This window comes from Nakamurella sp. GG22 (assembly GCF_052976845.2).
This window is the reverse complement of the sequence record NZ_JBRIIO020000005.1, coordinates 71,204-90,706: the sequence shown is the minus strand read 5'-3', so window position 1 is coordinate 90,706 and position 19,503 is coordinate 71,204. Positions and strand designations below refer to the sequence as shown.

Below are 19,503 nucleotides of genomic sequence, written 5' to 3'. Positions count from 1 at the left end.
CGGAAAGCGCTGTCAGCGTCGAGTCGGATCTCGGTGCCTCGGCTGACCGGGCCCGTGGCCGGGACGGACGGCCCCTGACACCGGTAGCCCCGAGCTGATCCATTCCGCCAACTCCCCGGCAACTCGCGGATCGTTGAGGATCCGGACGTGGCCGAGTCCCTCGGTGCTGATCAACCTGGCTTCCGGCCAGGTGGCGACCAGTCCGGCGGTGCGGTGGTGGTGAACGAAGCGGTCCTGCAGATCGTGGACCGCGAGCAGCGGTGTCCCCTGGAGGCTAGCGTCCTGCCCGGAGTAGCTGAAGTCGTCGATGCCGAGGCCGGTGTGCCGGCCGACCCTGTCGTCGAGGTGGCAGCGAGCGCGCGAACCGAGCCCCAGTGCCTTGGTGAAGCTGTCGAGTTGGCTGCGGACCTCGGTGACCGGTGCGATCAACGCGAATTGCCGTGCATCGATCCAGTTTCGTCGGGTCGCGATCATGGTTGCCACCGCACCCAGCGAGTGGGCGACGACCGCGTGGAAGGGGCCGTATTCGGCGGTCACCGCGACCAGCGCCCGTGCGGTTTGAACCGCGTTGCTGTGCTCGCGACCGCCAATGGCCGATGCGCCGTGCCCGGGGGCATCGAAGGTCACGACCTGGAAGCCACGGTCCAGCAGCGGCTCCACGAGAGCATTGACCTGATGACCTCTGCCTGCCCAGCCGTGGACGAAACAAATGACCGGTCCGGTCCCCCAGAACCATGTTGTGAGCGGACCGTTCTCGCCTGTCAGGATCCGGCTGTGTCCGCCGGGCGGGTCGGCGGGTGATGGCGGGATGGGTCGGGCGGGGACTGTGAACCACAGGTCGGCTGGCCGCCGAGCGGCTCGGCGCGGAGTCACTCTGCTGGTTGCGGTGAACGATGCGCGAAGGGCGAGCGGGCCAGGACGCTGACTCATCATTGCGATCCGCGGATCGCGCGGTACAGCATCACGATGAATCCGCCGGCCACGGCCAGGCCGGGTATCTCCCGGAATACCCGACAACAGTCAGCCGGTCGACCAGCGCGACGATCTCGTCCGCTGTGTGGCCGGCCGTTGCCAACTCCGCCTGGATAGGGAGCGCGAGGGTCACCGTCACGACGATGACAATCAGCTGTCCGAGCAGGGTGGCCACCACGAGTCCGCGCGGCACTCCGTCGGGTCGACGGCGCAGCAGCCAGGCGTTCCCGATGGTCGCGAGCAGCAGGGGCAGCGGCAACCACGGCAGCAGTGCTCGACCGTAGTCGGCGTGGTAGGCGGCGAACTGGGGGAACTCTGCCAGGTCTCGCCACGACGGGTAGATGGCGTGGCCTTCGAGCATCCCGGCGCCGGCGCCGAAGAAGATGAGCGCGGCCGTGACACACATCAAGGCCGCCGCGCGACCGTCGAAGGCGCCGGTAGGGCGCGAACGCGAGAGGGTGGGATGAGGAGATGCCATGATCTGTCTTTTCCATGCATCGGACTCTATTGAGTAGAGTGCGTTTTATTGAAAGGGGGCGTCGTGTCGCAACGCATTTACGACAACCACAACCGGGAGCAGGCTGCGCGTTCCACCCGGCGGCGCGTACTGACCGCTGCCCGCAGCCTGTTCATCGAGAATGGCTACGCGTTAACCACCATCGCTGCGATTGCCCGCTCAGCCGACGTATCGCCGCAGACCGTCTATGCGCAGTTCGGCGGCAAGGCGGCTGTGCTGAAGGGCGTCTACGACATCACGCTGGCCGGCGACGACCAAGACGTGCCGATGGCCCAGCGGGCGGAGTTCCTGCGGATGGCCGCAGCGGCGGACATGGATGAACTCCTCGAGGAAAACACCGCGCTCGCCGGAAAAATGGCGGCGCGGTTGAGCCCCCTGCTTGCCCTGATCTACGGCACACGAGCCGTAGAACCCGACCTGGACGTGCTCGCCCGGACCGCCGCGGATGAACGCCGGATCGGTGCCCGGGCTTTCGCCGCCCATGTGGTGGCCCGCAAGTTCGTCCGGCCCGGTCTCGACGAGGGCACCGTCGCCGACCTGCTCTGGGTGCTGAACTCACCCGAGACCTACCTGCTGCTCCGCCAGTCCGCCGGCATGGACGACGACGACTACCAGGCGTGGTTACGCCACTCCCTCCGCGCCGCCCTGACGTGAAGAAGTCTCCCGGGCAATCTTGCAGGGTCCCCGAAGGTATGCCAGTTGCGTCAGATTCGAGGCCTGGAACCTGGTGATGCCGGGCGTTACGGCCAACCGCCGAGACTGCCGACGGTTACCCGAACACGAGCGCCTCGATGCCGGCGAATCGCCGCGTGAAGATGCGGGCAGTCACACACAGAGCCGGGTCGGTCAAGGCGGGTAGTTCCTGCGCGGTGGCATGTCTCATCGTCCAGGGAACAACGAACGCCAGCATTCCCGGCGGCAACTCGGCACGGAACTGCTCCTGCACGCGGTGGTAGTCCACCGCCCGCACATACTTGAGGATCAGCGGGAACAACTCCCGTTCCTGCTGGTCGAACAGCCGGCCGGCCACCTGGGCTGCCTCGCCCAGAACGGCCGATAAAGATGTTCCGGCCTGCCCGACGTGGTCGCCGACGATCTCCTGCGCCTGGTCGAGCAATTTCCGCAGCCGCGATGTCGCATCGCCTGCCGGCCGTGGTGGCACACCCATCACGTCCCTGAGAAGTCGCGGCAGACAACAAGTATCGACACGCAGATGGGTCGTGGTCACGACCGCCAGCGCCGTGAGGTACTCCTCGAATGCTCGCCACCGCGTGTCGCGCTGGGTGGCAGGGACTGACGCAATTGCGTTCGCGACGGCAGCCAATCGGCGCAGGTCGACGCCGATCCCGCGGTGTACGACCCGGTGTTCGGTCAGGTCGGCCGCGGTCTCGCCGGCGCATCGCCTGCCCGTATACCCCGGCCAGTTGTTCACCACACCGTTGTATGCCCCGGCCCCTTGGCGACGCATAGGCAACGGATGCCTAATTCAGTGACGATTCAATGATCGCCGACGACGAGCCCGAGCGATTCGGCCGCCGACTTGGCGTTGCCCCGCGAGTCAACGCCGAGTTTGGTCAGGATCGCCGACACATGATGATCGACCGTGCGGACCGACAGGAACAACTCGGTGGCGATCTGGGCGTTCGTCATATCAGCCGACAACAGTTCCAGAACATCCCGTTGGCGGGGCGTCAGGCCTGCCGGGTTGGCGCGGGTCCGGGCAATCGGTCCGCGGGGAACGGTTCGCACCCCCAGGTCCTTCAGCCGGCGGCGGAGCAGGGTGGCTGCTGCGGTCGCGCCGAGCCGGTCCAGCACGCCGATCGCTTCAAGTGTTTCCTCGACCTGTGCCGACCCGCCGAGTTCGACGGCCATCTCATAGAAGTCGCCCATGGCGGCCCATGCCCGAGCCGCGCCCCGCCAATCCCCCTGCAACGCGGCGGCAATCGCGATCGGGCAGTCCGGCGGCAGGTCCTCGGTGACGTCCAACCCAGCGCGGCGGCAGTACAGCAGGAGCTCGGCGGTCACCGGCCCGGCAGTGGGACGGTCTGCATGCTTCCACCACTGCTGCAGGATCTGTCCCGCGACATCCGGCCGACCGTTCAGGAAGGACCATTCGGCCAGCGCGGTCCCGGCGAACGCCAATCCGGTCAGGAAGCGGTGCGCGCGTGCGGTGTTCCACGCACCCGTCAGGACGTCCCGCGTGCCGGACGCTCCTCGCCGCATCTGCACCCGGATCAAAGACGGTGCGCTGTAGACCTCCAGCATTCCCGGATCGGCACGCCCGGCCACGAGTGCCCGCAGGACGTCCTCGGACTGGGGCAGGTCGCCCGACCGCATCAACAGCAGCGCACGATGCACTTCCAGGTTGTACGCGTGCGACGTGAACCCGTGATCGGCGGTGTAGGCGAGCCCCTGTTGCACGCAGCGTCGCAGTTCATCGAAACGTCCGTAGCGGTACAGCATTTCCGCGAGATTGGTGTAGCCGCGGGCGACGTACTCGTGGTGGCCCTGATCCAGTGCCATCTGCAGGCTCTCCGTGAGCACCTCGATGCGACCCGCTGGATCCAGATCTGCGCGGGCCAGGCTCTCGTAGTTCCGGCACAGGCACACCAGATCCCGTCGCTCCGCTTCGACCGCGAGCGTTTCCGCACCGAGCAGCGCGCTGCTGGCCTCGGCGGGATCGCCGGCAAGGGCCAACAGCGACGCCCGGTAGGTGGCGGCGGTGGCCCGCGCCGCTGACGACCCGGCAGCGTCCAGAACATCAACCGCCCTCCCGGCGGTCGTCAGCGACTGATCGATGTCACCCTGCATGAACTGATACCGGGACAGCCGGACCAGGGCCTCACCCATCCCGGCTCGGTCCTGGCCCGACGCGAAGAGGTCGACGGCCCGTCCACAGGCGGTGATGGCTGCGGCGAAGCGATGCGCGTTGTACAGCTCCCACGAGTAGTCGACGAGCACCTTGGCCTCGTCGATCGGCGGCAGATGATCGGCGAAGCGCAGCGCGGATTCGAAGTGGGCCAGCGCCTGCCGATGCGAGCCCGCCCCAGCAGCCTCCCGGCCGGCCTCGGGCGCATACCGGCACACCGCCTTGACATCACCGGCCTGGAGCGCGTGGTGGACGATCGCGGCAAGGTTCGGCTCCCGGCGGGCCATCAACGCCCTGGCAACCGCACCGTGCATCTGGCGCCGGCGCAGCCTGGGCACGCTGACCTGCACCGCTCGGCGGGCCAGCTCATGCCGGAAGGCGATGCCGTCGGCGCGGACCTCGATGACCCCGCGCTCCTCCGCCTCGTCCAGCGCCCCGAGTTCGTCACCCAGAAGGTTCTCGGCGATGTCGAACTCGACGAGCCGAGGCACGATGCTCAGCTGTTCCAGGGCATGCCGGCAGCGTGGACTGAGCCGGCGGACCCGGGCGACCACCGATTGCGCGACCGTCTCAGGAACTTCCGCCGACCGTGGAGCAGCCAGGGTCTCGGTGACGTAGAACGGATTGCCACCGGTCAATGCGTGCAGCGTGGGACCCGCCCATGCCGAACCCTGTGCGAGCTGCTCGACGGCGGCCGGGGAAAGTGGCGACAGCGGCAGTCGGTGCACGCGGTATCCGGCGAGGGCGCCGAGCAGGCCGAACAGCGGGTGCTCCCCCGCGGAGCCGTCATTGCGCATCGTGAGAATCACGGCAACCGGCAAGGTCTCGATACGCCGAACGAGGTAAGCGACGACGTCAAGCGTGGCGTCATCGGCCCAGTGCAGATCCTCCAGCACCAGCACAACCGGAGCCAGTCGCTCCAGTTCGGTGACCAGCGAGCCGTACACGTCCTCGGTTCGACCAGCGGTGAGCGCAGCCTCGAGCGGACCGCCGATCCCGGCCGCGGCGTCACGCAGCGGTCCCAGCGGGCGCGCTGTCATCAGGTCATCCGAAGCGCCGGTGAGGACCTGGCAGCCGGCGGGGAGTTCGGCGAGGAACGCGCGGAGCAACGATGTCTTGCCGATCCCGGCCTCGCCGTTGACCGCGACGACCGATCCATGTCCGTCGACCGCCTCCCGGGCGGCGGTGTGCAACTGCTGGAGCGCAACGGCCCTCTCCAGGATCTGCGGGACCATTCCAGGCATCTCCCACCTGACCTGACGGGTCGGGAGTGTCAGATTGTTGTCGTTTCGACGATTCTAGGACGAGTCACGCCACCGTTCTCCGTGATTTCGCGGTGAACTACCCCTTGCGAACTGGGCGGTTGACATTGACACAGTGTCAAGGTCTTGAGTGGGACCTGAGGGAGGTGACCATGATGAACACGGACAATGAGCCGAGCCCTGCGACAAGCCTGCGGAGGGATCTGGCCGATCCACGGTCCTCAGTGCGACTGCGTGCCGCACTATCGGCCGGCACGAACCCACATCGGTCATATGTGGAAGTGCTGGTCGAGCGTTGTGAAGTCGAGCCGGATTTCTTTGTTCGGGACATGTTGACCTGGGCTGTGACGCGGCACCCGACCACTCTCACTCTGCCGAGGCTCCATCAAGAACTGGGTGCTGATGCGGCGCAGGCTCGAAGCCAGGCGTTGCACACGCTTTCCAAAATCGGCGACCAGGAGGCGTGGTCGGCGATCACCACGGAGCTCCTCCGTGACCAGGATCCGGATGTGGCTCGAAGTGCGTGGCGAGCCGCTGTCGCCCTGGTTCCGCAGGGTAGCGAGGGCACGCTGGCGCAGGAGCTTGCTTCGCAACTCGGTCGTGGTCAGCGGGACCTGCAACTCAGCTTGAGCCGGGCAATCGCCGCGCTCGGTGAAGCAGCACGGCCCGCGCTGGAGGAAGCGGCGCGCGTGGGGAACGCCGGCGGTCGAGCACACGCAGTCGCCACGCTGCGGCTTCTTGATCATCCCGAGGAAAGCTTCGACGTCGCAGTGCATGAGGCGCAACGCTTCCTCGCGCTGACCCGCTCACCCCTGGTCGACCGGTCCCATGCAGATCGGTGAGTTGTCCCGGTTGGCCGGAATCAGCGCGAGGATGCTGCGGCACTACGACGCCATCGGGCTGGTGTCCCCCACCAGGACTCTGAGCAACGGCTACCGGGAGTACACGCATGCGGACATTGCACGGTTGTTCCGCGTGGAAAGCCTGAGGACCCTCGGGCTGTCACTCAACGCCATTCAGCAGACAATGACCGGGGAGGATTTTCCGCCCAGTGAACTCTTCGGCGAGCTCATCGCCAGCACCCAGGCACGCATCGAACGTGAGCAAGCGCTACTCAGGCGTTTGATCAGCGTTCGGGACAGTCAAGCGACTTCCTGGGATGAGGTCCTGGAGTTGGTCGCCCTGATGCAATACCTGGTGTCACCCGACCCGTCGCGTCGACAGAGCGCCGCACTGTCGGCCCCGCAGAACCTTCCGGCAGACGCCCTCGTCGACACCCTCCTGAACGAAGACGACCCCAACGTGGCCGGCGCGCTGCAATGGAACCTGGCCCGGTCGATCCACGCCGCCTTGCCGCAACTGGTCGCTGCCTTGGAATCACCAGACCCGCAGACCCGCCGCCGCGCCATTGTCACCATCATCAAGGTGCAGCCCGACGATCTGAAAGATGTTCTGAGACAAGCACTGTTGAATCCGGATCACGTGGTGCGCGAACGCGCCGCGTCAGCGCTGGGCGGCCGGGGCGACAAGGATGCGGTTCCCGAACTGATCGACATGATCGTGAGGGGCGCTGACGACGTGGAGGCCGCGGACTTACTGGGCCGAGTGGCGGGTCAACATGACCTTGGCGACCACATCACCGAGCACATTGTCGGCAGACTTGCGCGTGCGGAGGAAGTCCCCGGGTCGCGCTCACGGCTCACCCAGGCGTTGGCCGAGATACCCGGGACAAAAGCCGATCTCGCGCTCGCCGAATTGGCCCGCGACGCCGACGTGACCGTCTCCATCACGGCGCGATACATCGTGACCCGACGACCATAGTCGCGAAGCAGCCTGGCCCAGCACCGTCGTCAACCACCTCCAAAGAGTGACAGCACGGTCAAGCCGACTTGCCACTGGCGGCGGCTTGGCATAGGAGAAACACATGACAGAGATCGAAACGGACTGGCGGGTGCTCGATGGCGCTGCGACGGCATGGTTCGACGCGCCTTCGCTGGTCGAAGGCGCTGCGCTGACCGGGCGCATCCTGGAACTGTCGCCCGGCATCGTGGTCGACCTGCGGCCGACAGGCGTGCGGGTGCGCCTCTACTCGAACGGGCACGCCGGGGCGGTGTCGGCGGCCGCGCGGGCTCTCGGGCTGGCCGCGGACCCTGCCGTGCTGCAGCAGCTGAGCGTCGTGCTCGAATCCGCGACACCCTCAGGGGTGAGCCGTTTCTGGCAACGCGCGCTGGATTACACGCCCGGGGATGACGGAGGTTTGGAGGATCCGTTGCGGCGCGACCCCGCACTGCGGATCCGCCCGTCCACCGAGTCACGGCCGTTGCGGAACCGGATCCACCTGGACGTGGTGCGACCGGCCGCGGCGGTCGAGCAGGCGAATCTCGGTGACGCATCGGGACCCTACGGGGTCAACCACACCGACCCCGACGGCAATGAGGTCGACCTGGTGCCGGGCGCCGTTCTCGGCGAGACGACCGGGACAGTTGACTGGCAAGCGGTGTTCAGCGCGATTGCCTGCTACCGCATCACCTCGCCCATCCAGCAGCGCGACCTGGCCGCGGCAGCGGCAGCGCTGGCCGACGACACCGGCTTCCCGTTGCTGATCGACCTGCGCCCCGGGCTGGTGATCATCGACAGCGGCAAGGACCAGTGGGAGAACGACGCCCACGGCCTCGATCTCGACTTCACCGACCTCGCCGCACAACTCCAGACCGCTGCCCGCGACATCGGGGCCACCGCGGATCCGGCGCTGCCGCGCTTTGTTCAGCTCTTCCTCGACGCGGCCGACGTCGCCGCGGTCCGCGCGTTCTGGATCGCCGCGCTCGGATACACCCACGACCGGCGAGCCGGGCTCAGCGACATCCACGATCCTCGTGGACTGAACCCGGTGCTGGTGTTCCAGGAACTCGACGCCTCTGACGCGGCGCGGCGGCGGCAGCGCAACCGGATGCACGTCGAGCTCACCGTTCCCTCGGAGCAGGCGCAGACGCGCCTCACCGCGACCGTCGCGGCCGGTGGCCGGCTCCTCGACGAATCGCGGGATCGCTGGCAGGTCGCCGACCCCGAAGGCAACGAGCTGGTGATCGTCAGCGGGGTATGAGCAGTGGACAGTTCCGGGTGCGGCCCGCCCTTGTTGGGCGCACCCACTTCGGGCATCCTGCATGAACAACGACCGCCATCTCGCAGAGCGATGTGGTTGTTCGACATGGGTCTGCGGCGAGAATTTCTCCGGGGAGTGGTACCGGTGCACGTGCTGCATCGCGGCATGGATATTCGATTTCTCCCGGCACCACGTATCCGCCCGCTGTTGCGTCGCAGACAAAGGCGGGCCGCTGACCATCTTCGACGAGCCGCCGGATTCACCAGGAACGAAACCGTGACTGCCCCTGCGGACAGCGGGGAGCCGGCAGGACCATCCCCACGATGAGAGAGGCAACCCCCATGACCGACAGCGATACAGTGCTCGTCCGCTACATCGTCGATGACGTCGACTCGGCCCTGGACTTCTACACCAGCCACCTGGGGTTCGACGTGGTCGCCCACCCCGCGCCCTCCTTCGCGCTGCTCGCCCGCGGCGCGCTGCGACTGGCGCTGTCGGCGCCCACTGGGCCGGGCGGTGGCGGACAGGCCATGCCCGACGGAACCCGACCCCGACCCGGCGGCTGGAACCGCATCTCGCTGCCCGTCGAGGACCTCGAGTCGGATGTCGACCGGCTGCGGAACGCCGGGACTCGGTTCCGCAACGACATCGTCACCGGGGTCGGCGGCAAGCAGATCCTCCTCGACGACCCTGCGGGCAACCCGATCGAACTGTTCCAAGCAATTCGCTGACGGTCTGATTGTCAGAGCGTCAACCGCCACCGACCAACGTGCTCGAGAGGCTCATACACCGGCCTCGAGGCCGGTGCTCGCCTGCTGTTTCGCTTTGACACGAACCTTGAACCGACGAGCAGTCACGCGGCATTGTCGGCGAGCGCGGTTTCGAGAATCGCCAAACCGGAATCAAGTTCGCTCTCGCTGACGGTCAGCGGCGGGGCGATACGGAAGATGCCGCCCATTCCCGGCAACTGAACGATGTTCATGTGCAGGCCGTACGTCAGGCAGGATTCGGTGACCGCCTGACCGAGTTTGTCGGCCGGCTCCTTGCTGGCGCGGTCGGTGACCAGTTCGAGGCCCTGCATCAGGCCGCGTCCTCGAACGTCACCGATCACCTCGAACCTGGACTGCAATTCCAGCAACCCGTTTCGCAGTCGTCGACCCAGCAGATCGGCACGCTCGACCAACCCGTCCCGCTGGATCACCCGCAACACCGTGCCGGCAACCGCGGCCGCCAGAGGGTCGGAGACGTGGGTCGTGAAGAAGAGGAAAACCATGGGCGTGGCAACGCTCTTCGATTTCGCCGCTGGTCACCACGGCGGCGACGGGCAAACCTGCGCCAAGGGTCTTCGACAGCGTGAGGATGTCCGGTGTGACGCCGTCCCGCTCGAACGCGTACATGGTTCCGGTCCTGCCCAGGCCGGTTTGTGCCTCGTCGAGGATGAGCAGCATCCCGCGTTCGGCGCATTTGTCCCGCAACGCCGCGAGGTACCCGAGCGGTAGGTCGATGATCCCGCCGCTGGACAGGATGGGTTCGACGATGCAGGCTGCCAGCGACCCGACTGACTGGGCGTCCACCATGGCGAATCCGTAGTCGAGTTCCGCCCGCCAGTCGTAGCCGCCGTCCGGGAGCCGAAAAGGCGATCGGTAGGCGCTGGGTGTGGGCAGGCTCAGGTTGCCGGGGATGGCCGGTCCGTAGCCGCGTCGACCGGAACTGTAAGTGGCCCCCGACGCTCCCGACGTCATGCCGTGCCAGGACCGGTCGAAGGACACCACTTCGAAGTTCCCCGTGCAGAGCTTGGCCATTTTGAGAGCGGCCTCGTTCGACTCGGCTCCAGTGGACAGCAGCAGCACCTTGCTCAACGATTTCGGGAGCGTGGCGGCCAGCGACGTGGCGGTGTCGACCACCGGGCGACTCAGCATGCCGCTGTACAGATGGTCCAGCGATCGGACGGAAGCACTGACAGTCGCGACGATGTCGGGGTGACCGTGACCGAGAACGGCGCTCATCTGACCGGAGGTGAAGTCCAGGATGGCCCGGCCCTGCTCGTCGTAGACATAGGACCCTTCCGCCCGGGCGATGACCCGCGGGCTGAAAGTGGTCCCGTAACGGATGAGGTGGCGATCGGCGGCGGCCCAGAATGTCGCATCGGTCATGGCGCAGAGGCTAGCGGGCGCACTGCTGACCTCATTAGCGGAGGAATACCTGGCACTGAGTGAACCCCATGCCCAGGACGCTTTGAAACTGGTCGATCAGATGGAGTCGCTTGCCGTCACGCTCGATGAACGAAAGCTACACAGTCCGTGGTACGACGTCATCCGAACGGCGACGATGTGGTGGGGCGCCGAGACCCGTGAGGACGCGATGGCCCACATCTCTGGCCAGTTGGGCGAAGGCATCGCATTGTGCGAAGCGCTCACCATCGGCTCAGTACTCCGGTGACTGCCGTACGACAACGAGCAGATTACGGTCACCGCGCGGAGAGAGCGGTCGGATAACGGTCCGGCACCGCACCAGGGTGGGTGCCGGACCGCTATTTCGTTGTGCACCAGTCGTTTTCAGCTTACTGGGGCATCAGCCCAGGATGGCCAACAGCCGGTTGAACAACGCGGCGATTCCGTTGAGGATGCCGCCGATCGGCGAGGCGCCGTCGAGCAGTCCAGCGATCGCGCACAGCAGGTTGCCGAGCAGGTGTCCCGCAGAACGAGGAACCGCGAGCGACGGCTCCGCTGCCAGGTGGAAACTCATCCTCACCCGACCGTCCTTCAGCGACCGGCGTTCAACCGCCAATCGCCCGAACCCCGTCCGCCGACGCGCCCGTCCTGGCGCCGGACACCGTTCCGAGCGGTCGCCGCGATGCCGTTGCTGACCACCCGACGGTGCAGGCACCGTGGATTCCGCAGCCATCCACCATCATGTGAGTTGAGCGGGAGCGAGTCGGGCATGGTCGGCGCCGGAAACATTGTCGGTTACCGCCTTCGATGACCGTCCGGCCGAGTTCGATGCGATCGGCCCGGTGACACGCCAGACTGGTGAGGTGCCGAACAACCTACGTCACCGCCCGCGGGCTACCGGGTCGAGGCTCGGTCCTGCATGGGCGTTGTCGGTCCTGCTACTCGTCGGCGTCGTGGGGTGCTCCACGCCCGGCCCTCCGGCAACTGCACCGAGCAGCGCTCCTGAGGCGGCGGATCCGGCGCCCGTGCACAGCGCGACGGCGACTCCCCCCGTCGAAGCGCAGGCGTCTTCTCTGACATCGTCGTCGGGCGATCACAGTCCAGCGCCCTCCGGTCCGTCAACGGAATCTGCTGCGCCACCGGAGTCGCCGACCGGACGCTGTCCGGGACTGCGATGCGTGTCGATCGCGGTCACCGGTGATGTGCTGCTGCACCCGCCGCTGGTCGAGCAGGCGAAAGCAGACTCGGCAGGCGGAGACGGCATGGACTTCCGGCCGATGCTGTCCGCGCAGGCACCGTTCATCCACGCGGCGGACCTTGGCATCTGTCACCTGGAAACTCCGCTGGCCCCCGCGGACGGCCCGTTTGCCGGGTACCCGGCATTCTCCGTCCCGCCGCAGGTGTTGTCCGCGCTCATCGCGACTGGGTATGACGCGTGCAGCACTGCCAGTAACCACACCCTGGACCAGGGCACCACGGGGCTGAAGCGCACGCTGGACGAGTTGGACGCCGCGGGCCTGGGCCATGACGGGTCCGCTCGGACACCGGCGGAGGCGGCGACCCCGACGATCCTGACCACCGGCGACGCCAAGGTCGGGCTGGTCTCGGTCACCTACGGACTGAACACCGGGGAACCGGAGGAGCCGTGGCAGGTCAGCACGCTGGACACCGACGCGGTGCTGGCCGAAGCCCGCGCCGCCCGGTCGGCCGGTGCAGACCTGGTCGTGGTGGCCGTGCACGCCGGCACCGAATACGACACCGAACCCAACGCCGAGCAGCAGGATGTCGCCCGCACCCTGCTGGCCAGTCCCGATGTGGACCTGGTGTACGGGCACCATGCGCACGTCGTGCAACCGTTGCAGAAAATCAACGGCAAATGGGCGATCCACGGGCTGGGCAACAACATCGCCGCCCAACAGACCCCTGTCGACGGCACCCGCCGCGGCCTTCTCGTCACGGTCACCTTCAGTCAGGACAGCACCGGCCGGTGGACGGCCGGCGACGTCGGCTGGGTGGCGTCCCTGCAGGACCCCGACCCGCCGCACCGGTGGTGCCCACTGGCCACCGGCACCATCTGCCATTCCCGCGAGGCCGACGCTGCCGCGCTCGCCGCCACCGCCGAGGCCGTCAACCTGTACGGCGCCGACACCAACGGGGCCCATCCGATGACACACCCCTGAACGCGTGCACCGGTGAAACCATGATGCGATCTCGGCGATGCCGCCCGAAGGGGCCGCAACTGACGGCATCGTCCCGGGGACGCCACACCGACGCGCCCCCGGCGACGTCGGAAGTGGGACGGATTCCATCACGTGACGGTGACCGTTCGGCCCGCTTCGAGTAGCTGGCCAGGGTCTGGGTCGGTGCGGCATGGTGGCCGATCACGCCCTGCTGGCCCTGGGGGTTGGACTGACCCCACATCCGGTGCTACAGCGGCCCACCCCTGTGGGGCGGGCCGGCGACCGTTCCCGCCCGCCCGGACGCGATGGGCCGGAACGGCTTCCCGGTATCCGGGCAGACCGCGTCGACCCTGGTCGCGAGCCTCATTTGGCGCACCTTCGGGACCGCTCGCCCCGGCCGGGCGGATCGGTGCTGGACTGGGCCGGGCTGCTCGGCCGGCCCGCCGCACCCATCACCGAGGTCGCCAACCGGCACCGGATCGCCCCGGCAACTGTCACCAACCGCGTCCGGCAAGTACGAGGCCGCGGTAGGCAAACCCCGCTGAGCCCACTTCAGCTGCACGATGCCACCAGGGCACTGAACCCGACCGAGGACCAGCTCAGCCGGCTCCGCATCGCCCAGCTCCTCGGGGTCACACCGGCACCTCGACCGCCGCCTGAAGCACGCAGGACTGACCGCCCGCCCGGAACCTAGTCTCGCACCGGCGCTGGTGGCTCCTGCACGCGCGATCGGTCGCCGCCTCATCGGCGATGGCCTGGTCAACCAGCCCGTTCTCTGCGGGGAGTTCGGTGGTGTCCTCCACGATCGTCGGGGCGTTGCCAATCGACGAACTGCATGCCGACCTGGCTGCGTTGTCGGTGCAGTCGGACGAGGACACTGCTGGAACTCGACCGGATGTGGCCCGGCCCAGGGGAAGACCCTCAGGTCTACTCCCGGTGGGAACCTGCCCGGCGGCGAGGGGCGGCCTGAATCTTCCGGTCCCGCTTTTTCGATCGTCGCGGTGCGCCGGCCGCCGAAGGACCGGTGCTGTCCCGGACGATGAGTTCGACGGGCAGAACCACATGTCCTGCTGCAACGGGTGTTTCGTGTGTTGACTCGGTGTTGGTGCCGGCCTTCGCGCGTACAGCAGCGATGAGCCTCTCTGCCGCGGCATGACCTTTCTCGGCGAGGTCTTGGCGAACCGTGGTCAGCGCGGGCCGGGAGTTCGACGCCAACGGGCTGTCGTCGAACCCGACAATCGACAGGTCACCCGGCACGGCCAGTCCGCGATCCAGGGCGGCGGCGAGCACACCGGCGGCGAACCGGTCGGAGAAGCACAGCACACCGGTGATCTCGGGGTCGGCCTCGAGCAGCATCGACAGGGCGGCGTACCCGTCGATCTCCGGCCGGTAGGGCACCTTCGGGTGTTTCACCACGACCGGGGTGACGCCCGCGCTGCCCAGGGTGCCCAGCCAACCGCGGATCCTTTCCCGGGCGATGTAGGACTCCGGGGTGAGCGGGTCGACGGCAGTGCCTGCTTCTTGCACCCCGTACGGCTCGGCCGTGCCCACCGTGACGACCCCGATCCGCCGATGACCCAGTGCCAGCAGATGTTCCGCGGCGAGCCGGGCACCCCCGTGATCGTCGACGTTGACCGCTGCGACACGCGGGACGGGTTCCTGGTCCACCAGAACCAGCGGCAGACCACGTTTGCGTAGCCATTCCATCGCCGGCGCGTCGAACCTCCCGGTGAACACGAGTGTGGCGTCCATCGGCACGTCCCGCACCGGTATCCACCCGCCCGCGTCGTCGGTCGTCAACAGTGCCAGGGACAGCCCCGACCCGACCAAGCCGTCCGCGACGGCGCCGAGGAACTCGGTGGTCACCTCCTCCGCGAACACATTTCGCAGCATGGTGCTGAACAGAACCCCCACCACACCTGTCGCTCCGCGGGCCAGCGCACGAGCCGCCGGGTCCGGGCCGACGTAGCCGAGATCCTCTGCGACGGAGAGGATCCGGTCCCGCAGCTCCGGTGACAGCTTGCCCGGGCGGGAAAAGGCGTTCGAGACTGTCATCCGACTGACCCCCACCGCGTCAGCGATCGTCTGCAGTGTCACCCGGGTCATCGTGGTCGGCTCCCTCGCTGCGCACGCTCTCGATGGCGCACGTCACAGCCATTCAACACGACGGCTAGTTGACCGGTACACCAGCCTCGGTTAGTGTACCGGTATACCAAGCGTTTTACCGGTACACCAGTCAAGGAGCTCCACCATGCTGTTCACCCCCACCGCCCTGATCCTCGCCGACACTGCCCAGCAGAACCTGCTCAGCTCCGCCCGCCTCGACGGTCCGACGACCGCACCCGCCAGCCAGCACACCGCCCGCGTCACCCCCGTTCGGCGATCGCTGCGGTTCCTGGTCCTGCGGTTACGTCCGGCTGTCTGATCCAGAGGCCTGTGCACCTGTTGCACGCCTGGCTGGCCGCGGCCGAATGCATACCGGTGCCCGGGTGCTGGATTCGCCGGTCGGCGTTGGCCGCGACATCGGCGCCGCGCCGACTGGCGCCGATGCCGTCGTGGGGACGCCTTCGAGGCGGTGTCATGCCGCTCGACCCACCCAGCGCAATGTCGCCGATCAACCGTCGTGTGACTCCACCAACGGGTGGCCGGGCGGTCGACCGGTCAGAAGGCGTTCTACCGCAGCGGGTGGAAGGGGTTGCTGGTCTGGCCGCCGTTCTGGGCGTCCGACAGCCCTGCCTGGTAACCCAACGTCCATGCCTCGCGTTGGCTCTCTGTCACCTTCGCTTCAAGGTCCGGCAGCTGCACTTCCCGAACGCTGTCGAGGTGCTGATTACGGCCGACGTCACCCGGCTCAGGGTCCGGCCGACTCAACCGCTCTCGCTCCACCGCGATCTGCCGCTCGAGCTCGTCCAGCCGGGACAGTTGCTGCTGACGGTTGCCATCGGGTGCGGTCGCCCGTCGATCGGACACGGACTGCTCGTCGTTGGGACGGACGGGCTGCTCGTCGTAGGGATGGTTGGTCATGCCCCACTCAGTTCCCGGTCACGCGTGCGCCGACACCTCTTCGTTGCGCTCCTTTCTCATCGAGCGCTGGTTGATGTCGAGGCGAAATCCACACCGACGGCAATTGGGTCGCCCACACAGCACCGCAGGGACATCGTGTTCGTTACGGGCAGGCGGCTCCGGCGGCGAAACGATCGCTGTACTGGGTTGTTAACCGTTCAAAAGGGCGCGCCCGAAGCACACGTCACGGGTCCGGGCTCAGCCCTCCGCCGCGGGAGGGAGCTGCGCCGCGGGGAAGCGAACCGCCATGGCCGCGGCGATCTCGAGGTGACGCCGCAGGAACTCGCGTTCGTCGAGCCGTTTGCGGCGCAGCCAGCCGGTGACCTCGTCGTTGCACTTGCTGGCATTGCAGGACCCGCACGCCGGCGCGATGTTGCCCAGCGTGTACCGCCCGCCGCGGGACAGCGGCTGCACGCAGTCCCGTTGCAGGGAGGTCCCGGTGGCGCCGCAGTACGCACAGCCGCCCCACGCCTGGATCAGCGCCGTCCACTGCTCGGCGATCAGGTCGTGCTCGACCAGCGCCATCCGCCGCTTGCGTCTGCGGGCGGCCCGCGTTGCGCGGCTTCGGTTGACGGCCATTGACTCACCGTAGAACCGGGGAGCTGTGTTCCCGGCAGGCTCACCACGGATCGCCGTCAACCGGCCACCCGGAAGGCCACGGCCTGCGGCGCGACGGGCGACGCAAGAGCCAACTTCGTGCACCCGCCCGGCATGCCGCCACGGATCCCGCAAACGAGGAGGCCCGTACTCGCACTGGAGGATGTGCAGCCCAAGACCGCGGGTGTGATGTGGCGAGGGTCTCCGCGGAACGCATTTGACCCGGCGAAACAGGCTTGCCTGTGGGAACAATCATCACCGGTTCGACTCTGTTGCGATCGGAAGCGCGAGAGCATGGAGCGATGAGCAGACCCATCCTTGGATACGACCGCTACGGCGCGGGCGAACCGCTCGTGCTGTTGCACGGTTTCGGCAGCACCCGCGATGACTTTGCAGCACTGGTTGGCGATCTCGCCGAGGACTTCGAGGTTCTCGCCATCGACCTTCCCGGTCACGGCAGCTCGCCGATGATCGCGGAGCGGCCGTCGGTCGCCGCCCTGACTGACGCGGTGGAGGCGGACCTGGATGCGCACGGCCTGGGTCGCGTGCATGTGCTGGGCAATTCCCTTGGCGGCCGGGTGGCGATCGAACTTGCCCGGCGCGATCGAGCCCTGTCTGTTGTGGCGATCTCTCCGAGCGGGCTCGGCGTTCCGCTCGAACGGGCCCACCAGGGAGCGATGATGATCACCAGCAGGATGATCAACCGGGCTCGCTACCCGTGGCTGGAGGTACTCGCCCGGTCACCTGCCGGTCGCTCAGCCCTGCTGGCCGGGATGCGGGCGCTGCCGTGGCAGGCCTCCCCCGCCGAAGCGCTCACGATGAAGAGCGGGTTCGCCGACCAGACCGGTTTCTGGACGACCTTGTGGAACGCCATCGTGGTCGACGTTCCTACCGGTCTGCACCGGATCAGCTGTCCGGTCATCGTGGCCCAGGGCGTGTTGGACGTCGTCAGCTCCGGGCAGACCCCGCGGTACACGCCGCTGATTCCGGGGGCTCGGTTCGTCCTCCTTCCCGGAGCCGGACACGCCCCCCAGTCCGACACCCCCCAGACGATCCTCGAACTGGTCGGGTCAGCCGCCGCCCGCGCAAAACGGCTCGACATCGCTGCCTGACCTAGTCACAGACGAAATCTCTGACGGCGCGCGTCGTTTCAACGCTGGCGGCGGTATGTGGCCGGTCGCCGACGTTCTCGCAACGCCGAATGAGGCTCTACGTTCGAGTAGAGGCCATGGTGAGTGTCAAACTCACCGGGCACGCCGCAGTTATCCGGGCATTACGCGCGTGGCAGCGGCGTCACGAGCGTCACGAGCCATATGGTGGATGTCGCCAGGGCCGCCGCCGTCAGCGCCACCCACGGGGCCACGACATCGATCGGGCCGGGCCCGAATGCGAAGACCTGGTCCCACAGGAAGAAGCCGTCCCAGCCGGCGGTTTCAGCCGACGCCGTCCAGTCCGCTATCCGCCGAGCATGCATGCCGTGTCCGAAAGCGTGCTGAAGAATGGGTTATGCCGTCAGATACCGTCAGGCCAGCGACGAGGCGGACATCACCAAGATCGTTGCCGCCAGTGCCAGGCGCCGACCCGACCCGGTCCACTCGCACAGTTCCGTCGCCGACTTCGGGCTCGGGTTGAGCCAAACCGCCGTTCCGGCGGCGCCGCGCACGGGTTCAGCGGGGCCATCAACACCAAGCACCAACTGCTCCTGAGGGAGGCAGCAGAACCCCTTCCTCAATCACGACATCGGCGTCGCTCAGCGGCGCGTCGGATGCCGGGACTGCTGCGCGGCCCGGGAGGGCGTCACGTCGGATCCGGGTCCAGCACCATGTGCACTGCGCTGCCGTGGCGGCCGAGGACCCTGAAACCGGCCCGCTCACACAGGTCTCGGGCCGGTGGATCCGCCAGCAACGTGACATACGGGTCCGCCGGCGCCCGGGCATCAATCTGGCTCAGCAACCACTCCAGCACCCAACTGCCCAGGCCCCGGCCCTGGTAATCCGGGGCGGTGGCCAGGTCGGCGAGGGTGAAGTACCAGCCCCCGTCACCGATCACCCGACCCATCGCCACCGCCCGGTCACCGGTGCGGATGTGGCCGAACGCCCAGCTCCCGCGCAGCGCCCCCACCGCCTGCGCGTCGTTCTTCGCGGGCAGCCCGGCGTCCGCCCGCATCCGCTGGTACTCGACCAGCCGCGGCGGACCCGGCACCAGAGCAAACCCCTCAGGCACGGCGTTCAACACCTGTGCACCCCCGGTCAGCCAACGTGTCGCCGCTGCTCGGCTGCACCGCATCCACGGTAGGACGGGCCGGCAAAGATCTTGCGGAGCACCGCCGACCCGCAGCGGGTCACTTCCACCCGCTGACATCCGGCCGCCGATAATTCGATCATCATGCGAGTAAGACGATAGAGCGCTGGGTGCCCAAGAGGTTCGTCCGCTGGATGAACCGGCCTACCGGAGGGGAACCGCTTCAGAAGGGAGGCGTTACGTCACGTGACATTGGGCCTCGCCCTGCCGAGGATGGCTATGGTCCGCCGCAGTTCATCCGAGGGCTGGCACATTGTCGTCAAGACTGCTTGACGCTGCTGGCTGCTCAGCCGCCGCCGGACAGACTGGCGAGGGTGATGAAGCCGGCCGACGCGATCAGCGGAAGCACCACAAAACACACCGCCGCCGAGACCGGTCTGGACAGGCTGTCGGCCCCGCGCATGGCCAGTCCGCCAAGGACTGCCACAGAGACTGCCAGCACCAAGATCCCCACCAGCATGAACAGCTCCT

Annotated in this window: 20 protein-coding genes and 1 pseudogene; 9 read left to right on the top strand and 12 right to left on the bottom strand. The window is 67.5% G+C overall.

Annotated elements, in window-relative coordinates; translation table 11 throughout:
- Positions 1-12: 12 nt before the first annotated feature.
- Together ACVBEQ_RS07755 and ACVBEQ_RS07750 are read right to left on the bottom strand one after the other, a co-directional pair.
- Positions 13-930: an alpha/beta hydrolase gene (locus ACVBEQ_RS07755; RefSeq protein ID WP_447152746.1), complete on the bottom strand. Its 918-nt coding sequence runs from the start codon at positions 928-930 to the stop codon at positions 13-15.
- Between the two features lie 31 nt (positions 931-961).
- The gene (locus tag ACVBEQ_RS07750; RefSeq protein ID WP_447152745.1) at positions 962-1,378 is read right to left on the bottom strand and encodes a hypothetical protein; all 417 of its coding nucleotides are present in this window, start codon (positions 1,376-1,378) and stop codon (positions 962-964) included.
- Positions 1,379-1,513: 135 nt separating this feature from the next.
- Here ACVBEQ_RS07750 and ACVBEQ_RS07745 point away from each other — a divergent pair, with 135 nt between their 5' ends.
- The gene (locus ACVBEQ_RS07745) at positions 1,514-2,143 is read left to right on the top strand and encodes a TetR/AcrR family transcriptional regulator (protein ID WP_447152744.1); all 630 of its coding nucleotides are present in this window, start codon (positions 1,514-1,516) and stop codon (positions 2,141-2,143) included.
- Positions 2,144-2,258: 115 nt separating this feature from the next.
- Here the strand turns inward: ACVBEQ_RS07745 and ACVBEQ_RS07740 are convergent, their stop codons facing one another.
- Entirely contained in the window at positions 2,259-2,921 is a 663-nt protein-coding gene (locus tag ACVBEQ_RS07740) for a hypothetical protein (protein WP_447152743.1), read from the bottom strand.
- Positions 2,922-2,986: 65 nt separating this feature from the next.
- Positions 2,987-5,602: a helix-turn-helix transcriptional regulator gene (locus tag ACVBEQ_RS07735; protein WP_473163168.1), complete on the bottom strand. Its 2,616-nt coding sequence runs from the start codon at positions 5,600-5,602 to the stop codon at positions 2,987-2,989.
- Positions 5,603-5,895: 293 nt separating this feature from the next.
- Here ACVBEQ_RS07735 and ACVBEQ_RS07730 point away from each other — a divergent pair, with 293 nt between their 5' ends.
- From ACVBEQ_RS07730 to ACVBEQ_RS07715, 4 genes are all read left to right on the top strand, one after another.
- Positions 5,896-6,462 (top strand): HEAT repeat domain-containing protein, encoded by a 567-nt coding sequence (locus tag ACVBEQ_RS07730; protein ID WP_447152741.1) that lies wholly within the window; start codon positions 5,896-5,898, stop codon positions 6,460-6,462.
- Between the two features lie 31 nt (positions 6,463-6,493).
- Complete coding sequence (locus ACVBEQ_RS07725) at positions 6,494-7,441, top strand: HEAT repeat domain-containing protein (protein ID WP_447152740.1); 948 nt, start codon at positions 6,494-6,496, stop codon at positions 7,439-7,441.
- Between the two features lie 103 nt (positions 7,442-7,544).
- Complete coding sequence (locus tag ACVBEQ_RS07720) at positions 7,545-8,720, top strand: VOC family protein (RefSeq protein ID WP_447152739.1); 1,176 nt, start codon at positions 7,545-7,547, stop codon at positions 8,718-8,720.
- 341 nt (positions 8,721-9,061) lie between these two features.
- Positions 9,062-9,451 (top strand): VOC family protein, encoded by a 390-nt coding sequence (locus tag ACVBEQ_RS07715; protein ID WP_447152738.1) that lies wholly within the window; start codon positions 9,062-9,064, stop codon positions 9,449-9,451.
- 122 nt (positions 9,452-9,573) lie between these two features.
- Here ACVBEQ_RS07715 and ACVBEQ_RS07710 read toward each other — a convergent pair.
- Positions 9,574-10,873 (bottom strand): annotated as a pseudogene (locus ACVBEQ_RS07710) (aspartate aminotransferase family protein).
- Here ACVBEQ_RS07710 and ACVBEQ_RS07705 point away from each other — a divergent pair.
- On the top strand, positions 10,872-11,159 hold the full coding sequence (locus ACVBEQ_RS07705) for a hypothetical protein (RefSeq protein ID WP_447152737.1): 288 nt from the start codon (positions 10,872-10,874) through the stop codon (positions 11,157-11,159). The pseudogene ACVBEQ_RS07710 and the gene ACVBEQ_RS07705 overlap by 2 nt on opposite strands.
- A gap of 132 nt (positions 11,160-11,291) precedes the next feature.
- On the opposite strand, the gene ACVBEQ_RS07700 is transcribed toward ACVBEQ_RS07705, so the two are convergent.
- Positions 11,292-11,465, bottom strand: coding sequence for a hypothetical protein (locus tag ACVBEQ_RS07700; RefSeq protein WP_447152736.1), 174 nt, complete (start codon positions 11,463-11,465; stop codon positions 11,292-11,294).
- Between the two features lie 604 nt (positions 11,466-12,069).
- Between ACVBEQ_RS07700 and ACVBEQ_RS07695 the strand changes: the two genes are divergently transcribed.
- Entirely contained in the window at positions 12,070-13,071 is a 1,002-nt protein-coding gene (locus ACVBEQ_RS07695; RefSeq protein ID WP_447152735.1) for a CapA family protein, read from the top strand.
- Between the two features lie 927 nt (positions 13,072-13,998).
- Here the strand turns inward: ACVBEQ_RS07695 and ACVBEQ_RS07690 are convergent.
- Positions 13,999-15,177, bottom strand: a complete 1,179-nt coding sequence (locus tag ACVBEQ_RS07690) for a LacI family DNA-binding transcriptional regulator (protein WP_447152734.1) — start codon at positions 15,175-15,177, stop codon at positions 13,999-14,001.
- A 145-nt stretch (positions 15,178-15,322) separates the two neighbouring features.
- Here ACVBEQ_RS07690 and ACVBEQ_RS07685 point away from each other — a divergent pair, with 145 nt between their 5' ends.
- Entirely contained in the window at positions 15,323-15,496 is a 174-nt protein-coding gene (locus ACVBEQ_RS07685) for a hypothetical protein (RefSeq protein ID WP_447152733.1), read from the top strand.
- A 248-nt stretch (positions 15,497-15,744) separates the two neighbouring features.
- Here ACVBEQ_RS07685 and ACVBEQ_RS07680 read toward each other — a convergent pair whose 3' ends face one another.
- Positions 15,745-16,095: a hypothetical protein gene (locus ACVBEQ_RS07680; protein ID WP_447152732.1), complete on the bottom strand. Its 351-nt coding sequence runs from the start codon at positions 16,093-16,095 to the stop codon at positions 15,745-15,747.
- Positions 16,096-16,332: 237 nt separating this feature from the next.
- A complete protein-coding gene (locus tag ACVBEQ_RS07675) occupies positions 16,333-16,659 on the bottom strand; it encodes an HNH endonuclease (RefSeq protein WP_447152878.1) in 327 nt (108 codons plus the stop codon).
- 374 nt (positions 16,660-17,033) lie between these two features.
- Here ACVBEQ_RS07675 and ACVBEQ_RS07670 point away from each other — a divergent pair, with 374 nt between their 5' ends.
- The gene (locus ACVBEQ_RS07670; RefSeq protein ID WP_447152731.1) at positions 17,034-17,843 is read left to right on the top strand and encodes an alpha/beta fold hydrolase; all 810 of its coding nucleotides are present in this window, start codon (positions 17,034-17,036) and stop codon (positions 17,841-17,843) included.
- Positions 17,844-18,004: 161 nt separating this feature from the next.
- Here the strand turns inward: ACVBEQ_RS07670 and ACVBEQ_RS07665 are convergent, their stop codons facing one another.
- The 3 genes from ACVBEQ_RS07665 to ACVBEQ_RS07655 all read right to left on the bottom strand — a co-directional run bounded on the left by ACVBEQ_RS07665 (position 18,005) and on the right by ACVBEQ_RS07655 (position 19,492).
- Positions 18,005-18,205 (bottom strand): LLM class flavin-dependent oxidoreductase, encoded by a 201-nt coding sequence (locus ACVBEQ_RS07665; protein WP_447152730.1) that lies wholly within the window; start codon positions 18,203-18,205, stop codon positions 18,005-18,007.
- A gap of 323 nt (positions 18,206-18,528) precedes the next feature.
- Positions 18,529-18,954 carry a GNAT family N-acetyltransferase gene (locus ACVBEQ_RS07660; RefSeq protein ID WP_447152729.1) on the bottom strand — a complete coding sequence of 142 codons (426 nt, stop codon included), beginning with the start codon at positions 18,952-18,954 and terminating at the stop codon, positions 18,529-18,531.
- Positions 18,955-19,318: 364 nt separating this feature from the next.
- Entirely contained in the window at positions 19,319-19,492 is a 174-nt protein-coding gene (locus ACVBEQ_RS07655) for a hypothetical protein (RefSeq protein ID WP_447152728.1), read from the bottom strand.
- Between the last annotated feature and the right edge of the window lie 11 nt (positions 19,493-19,503).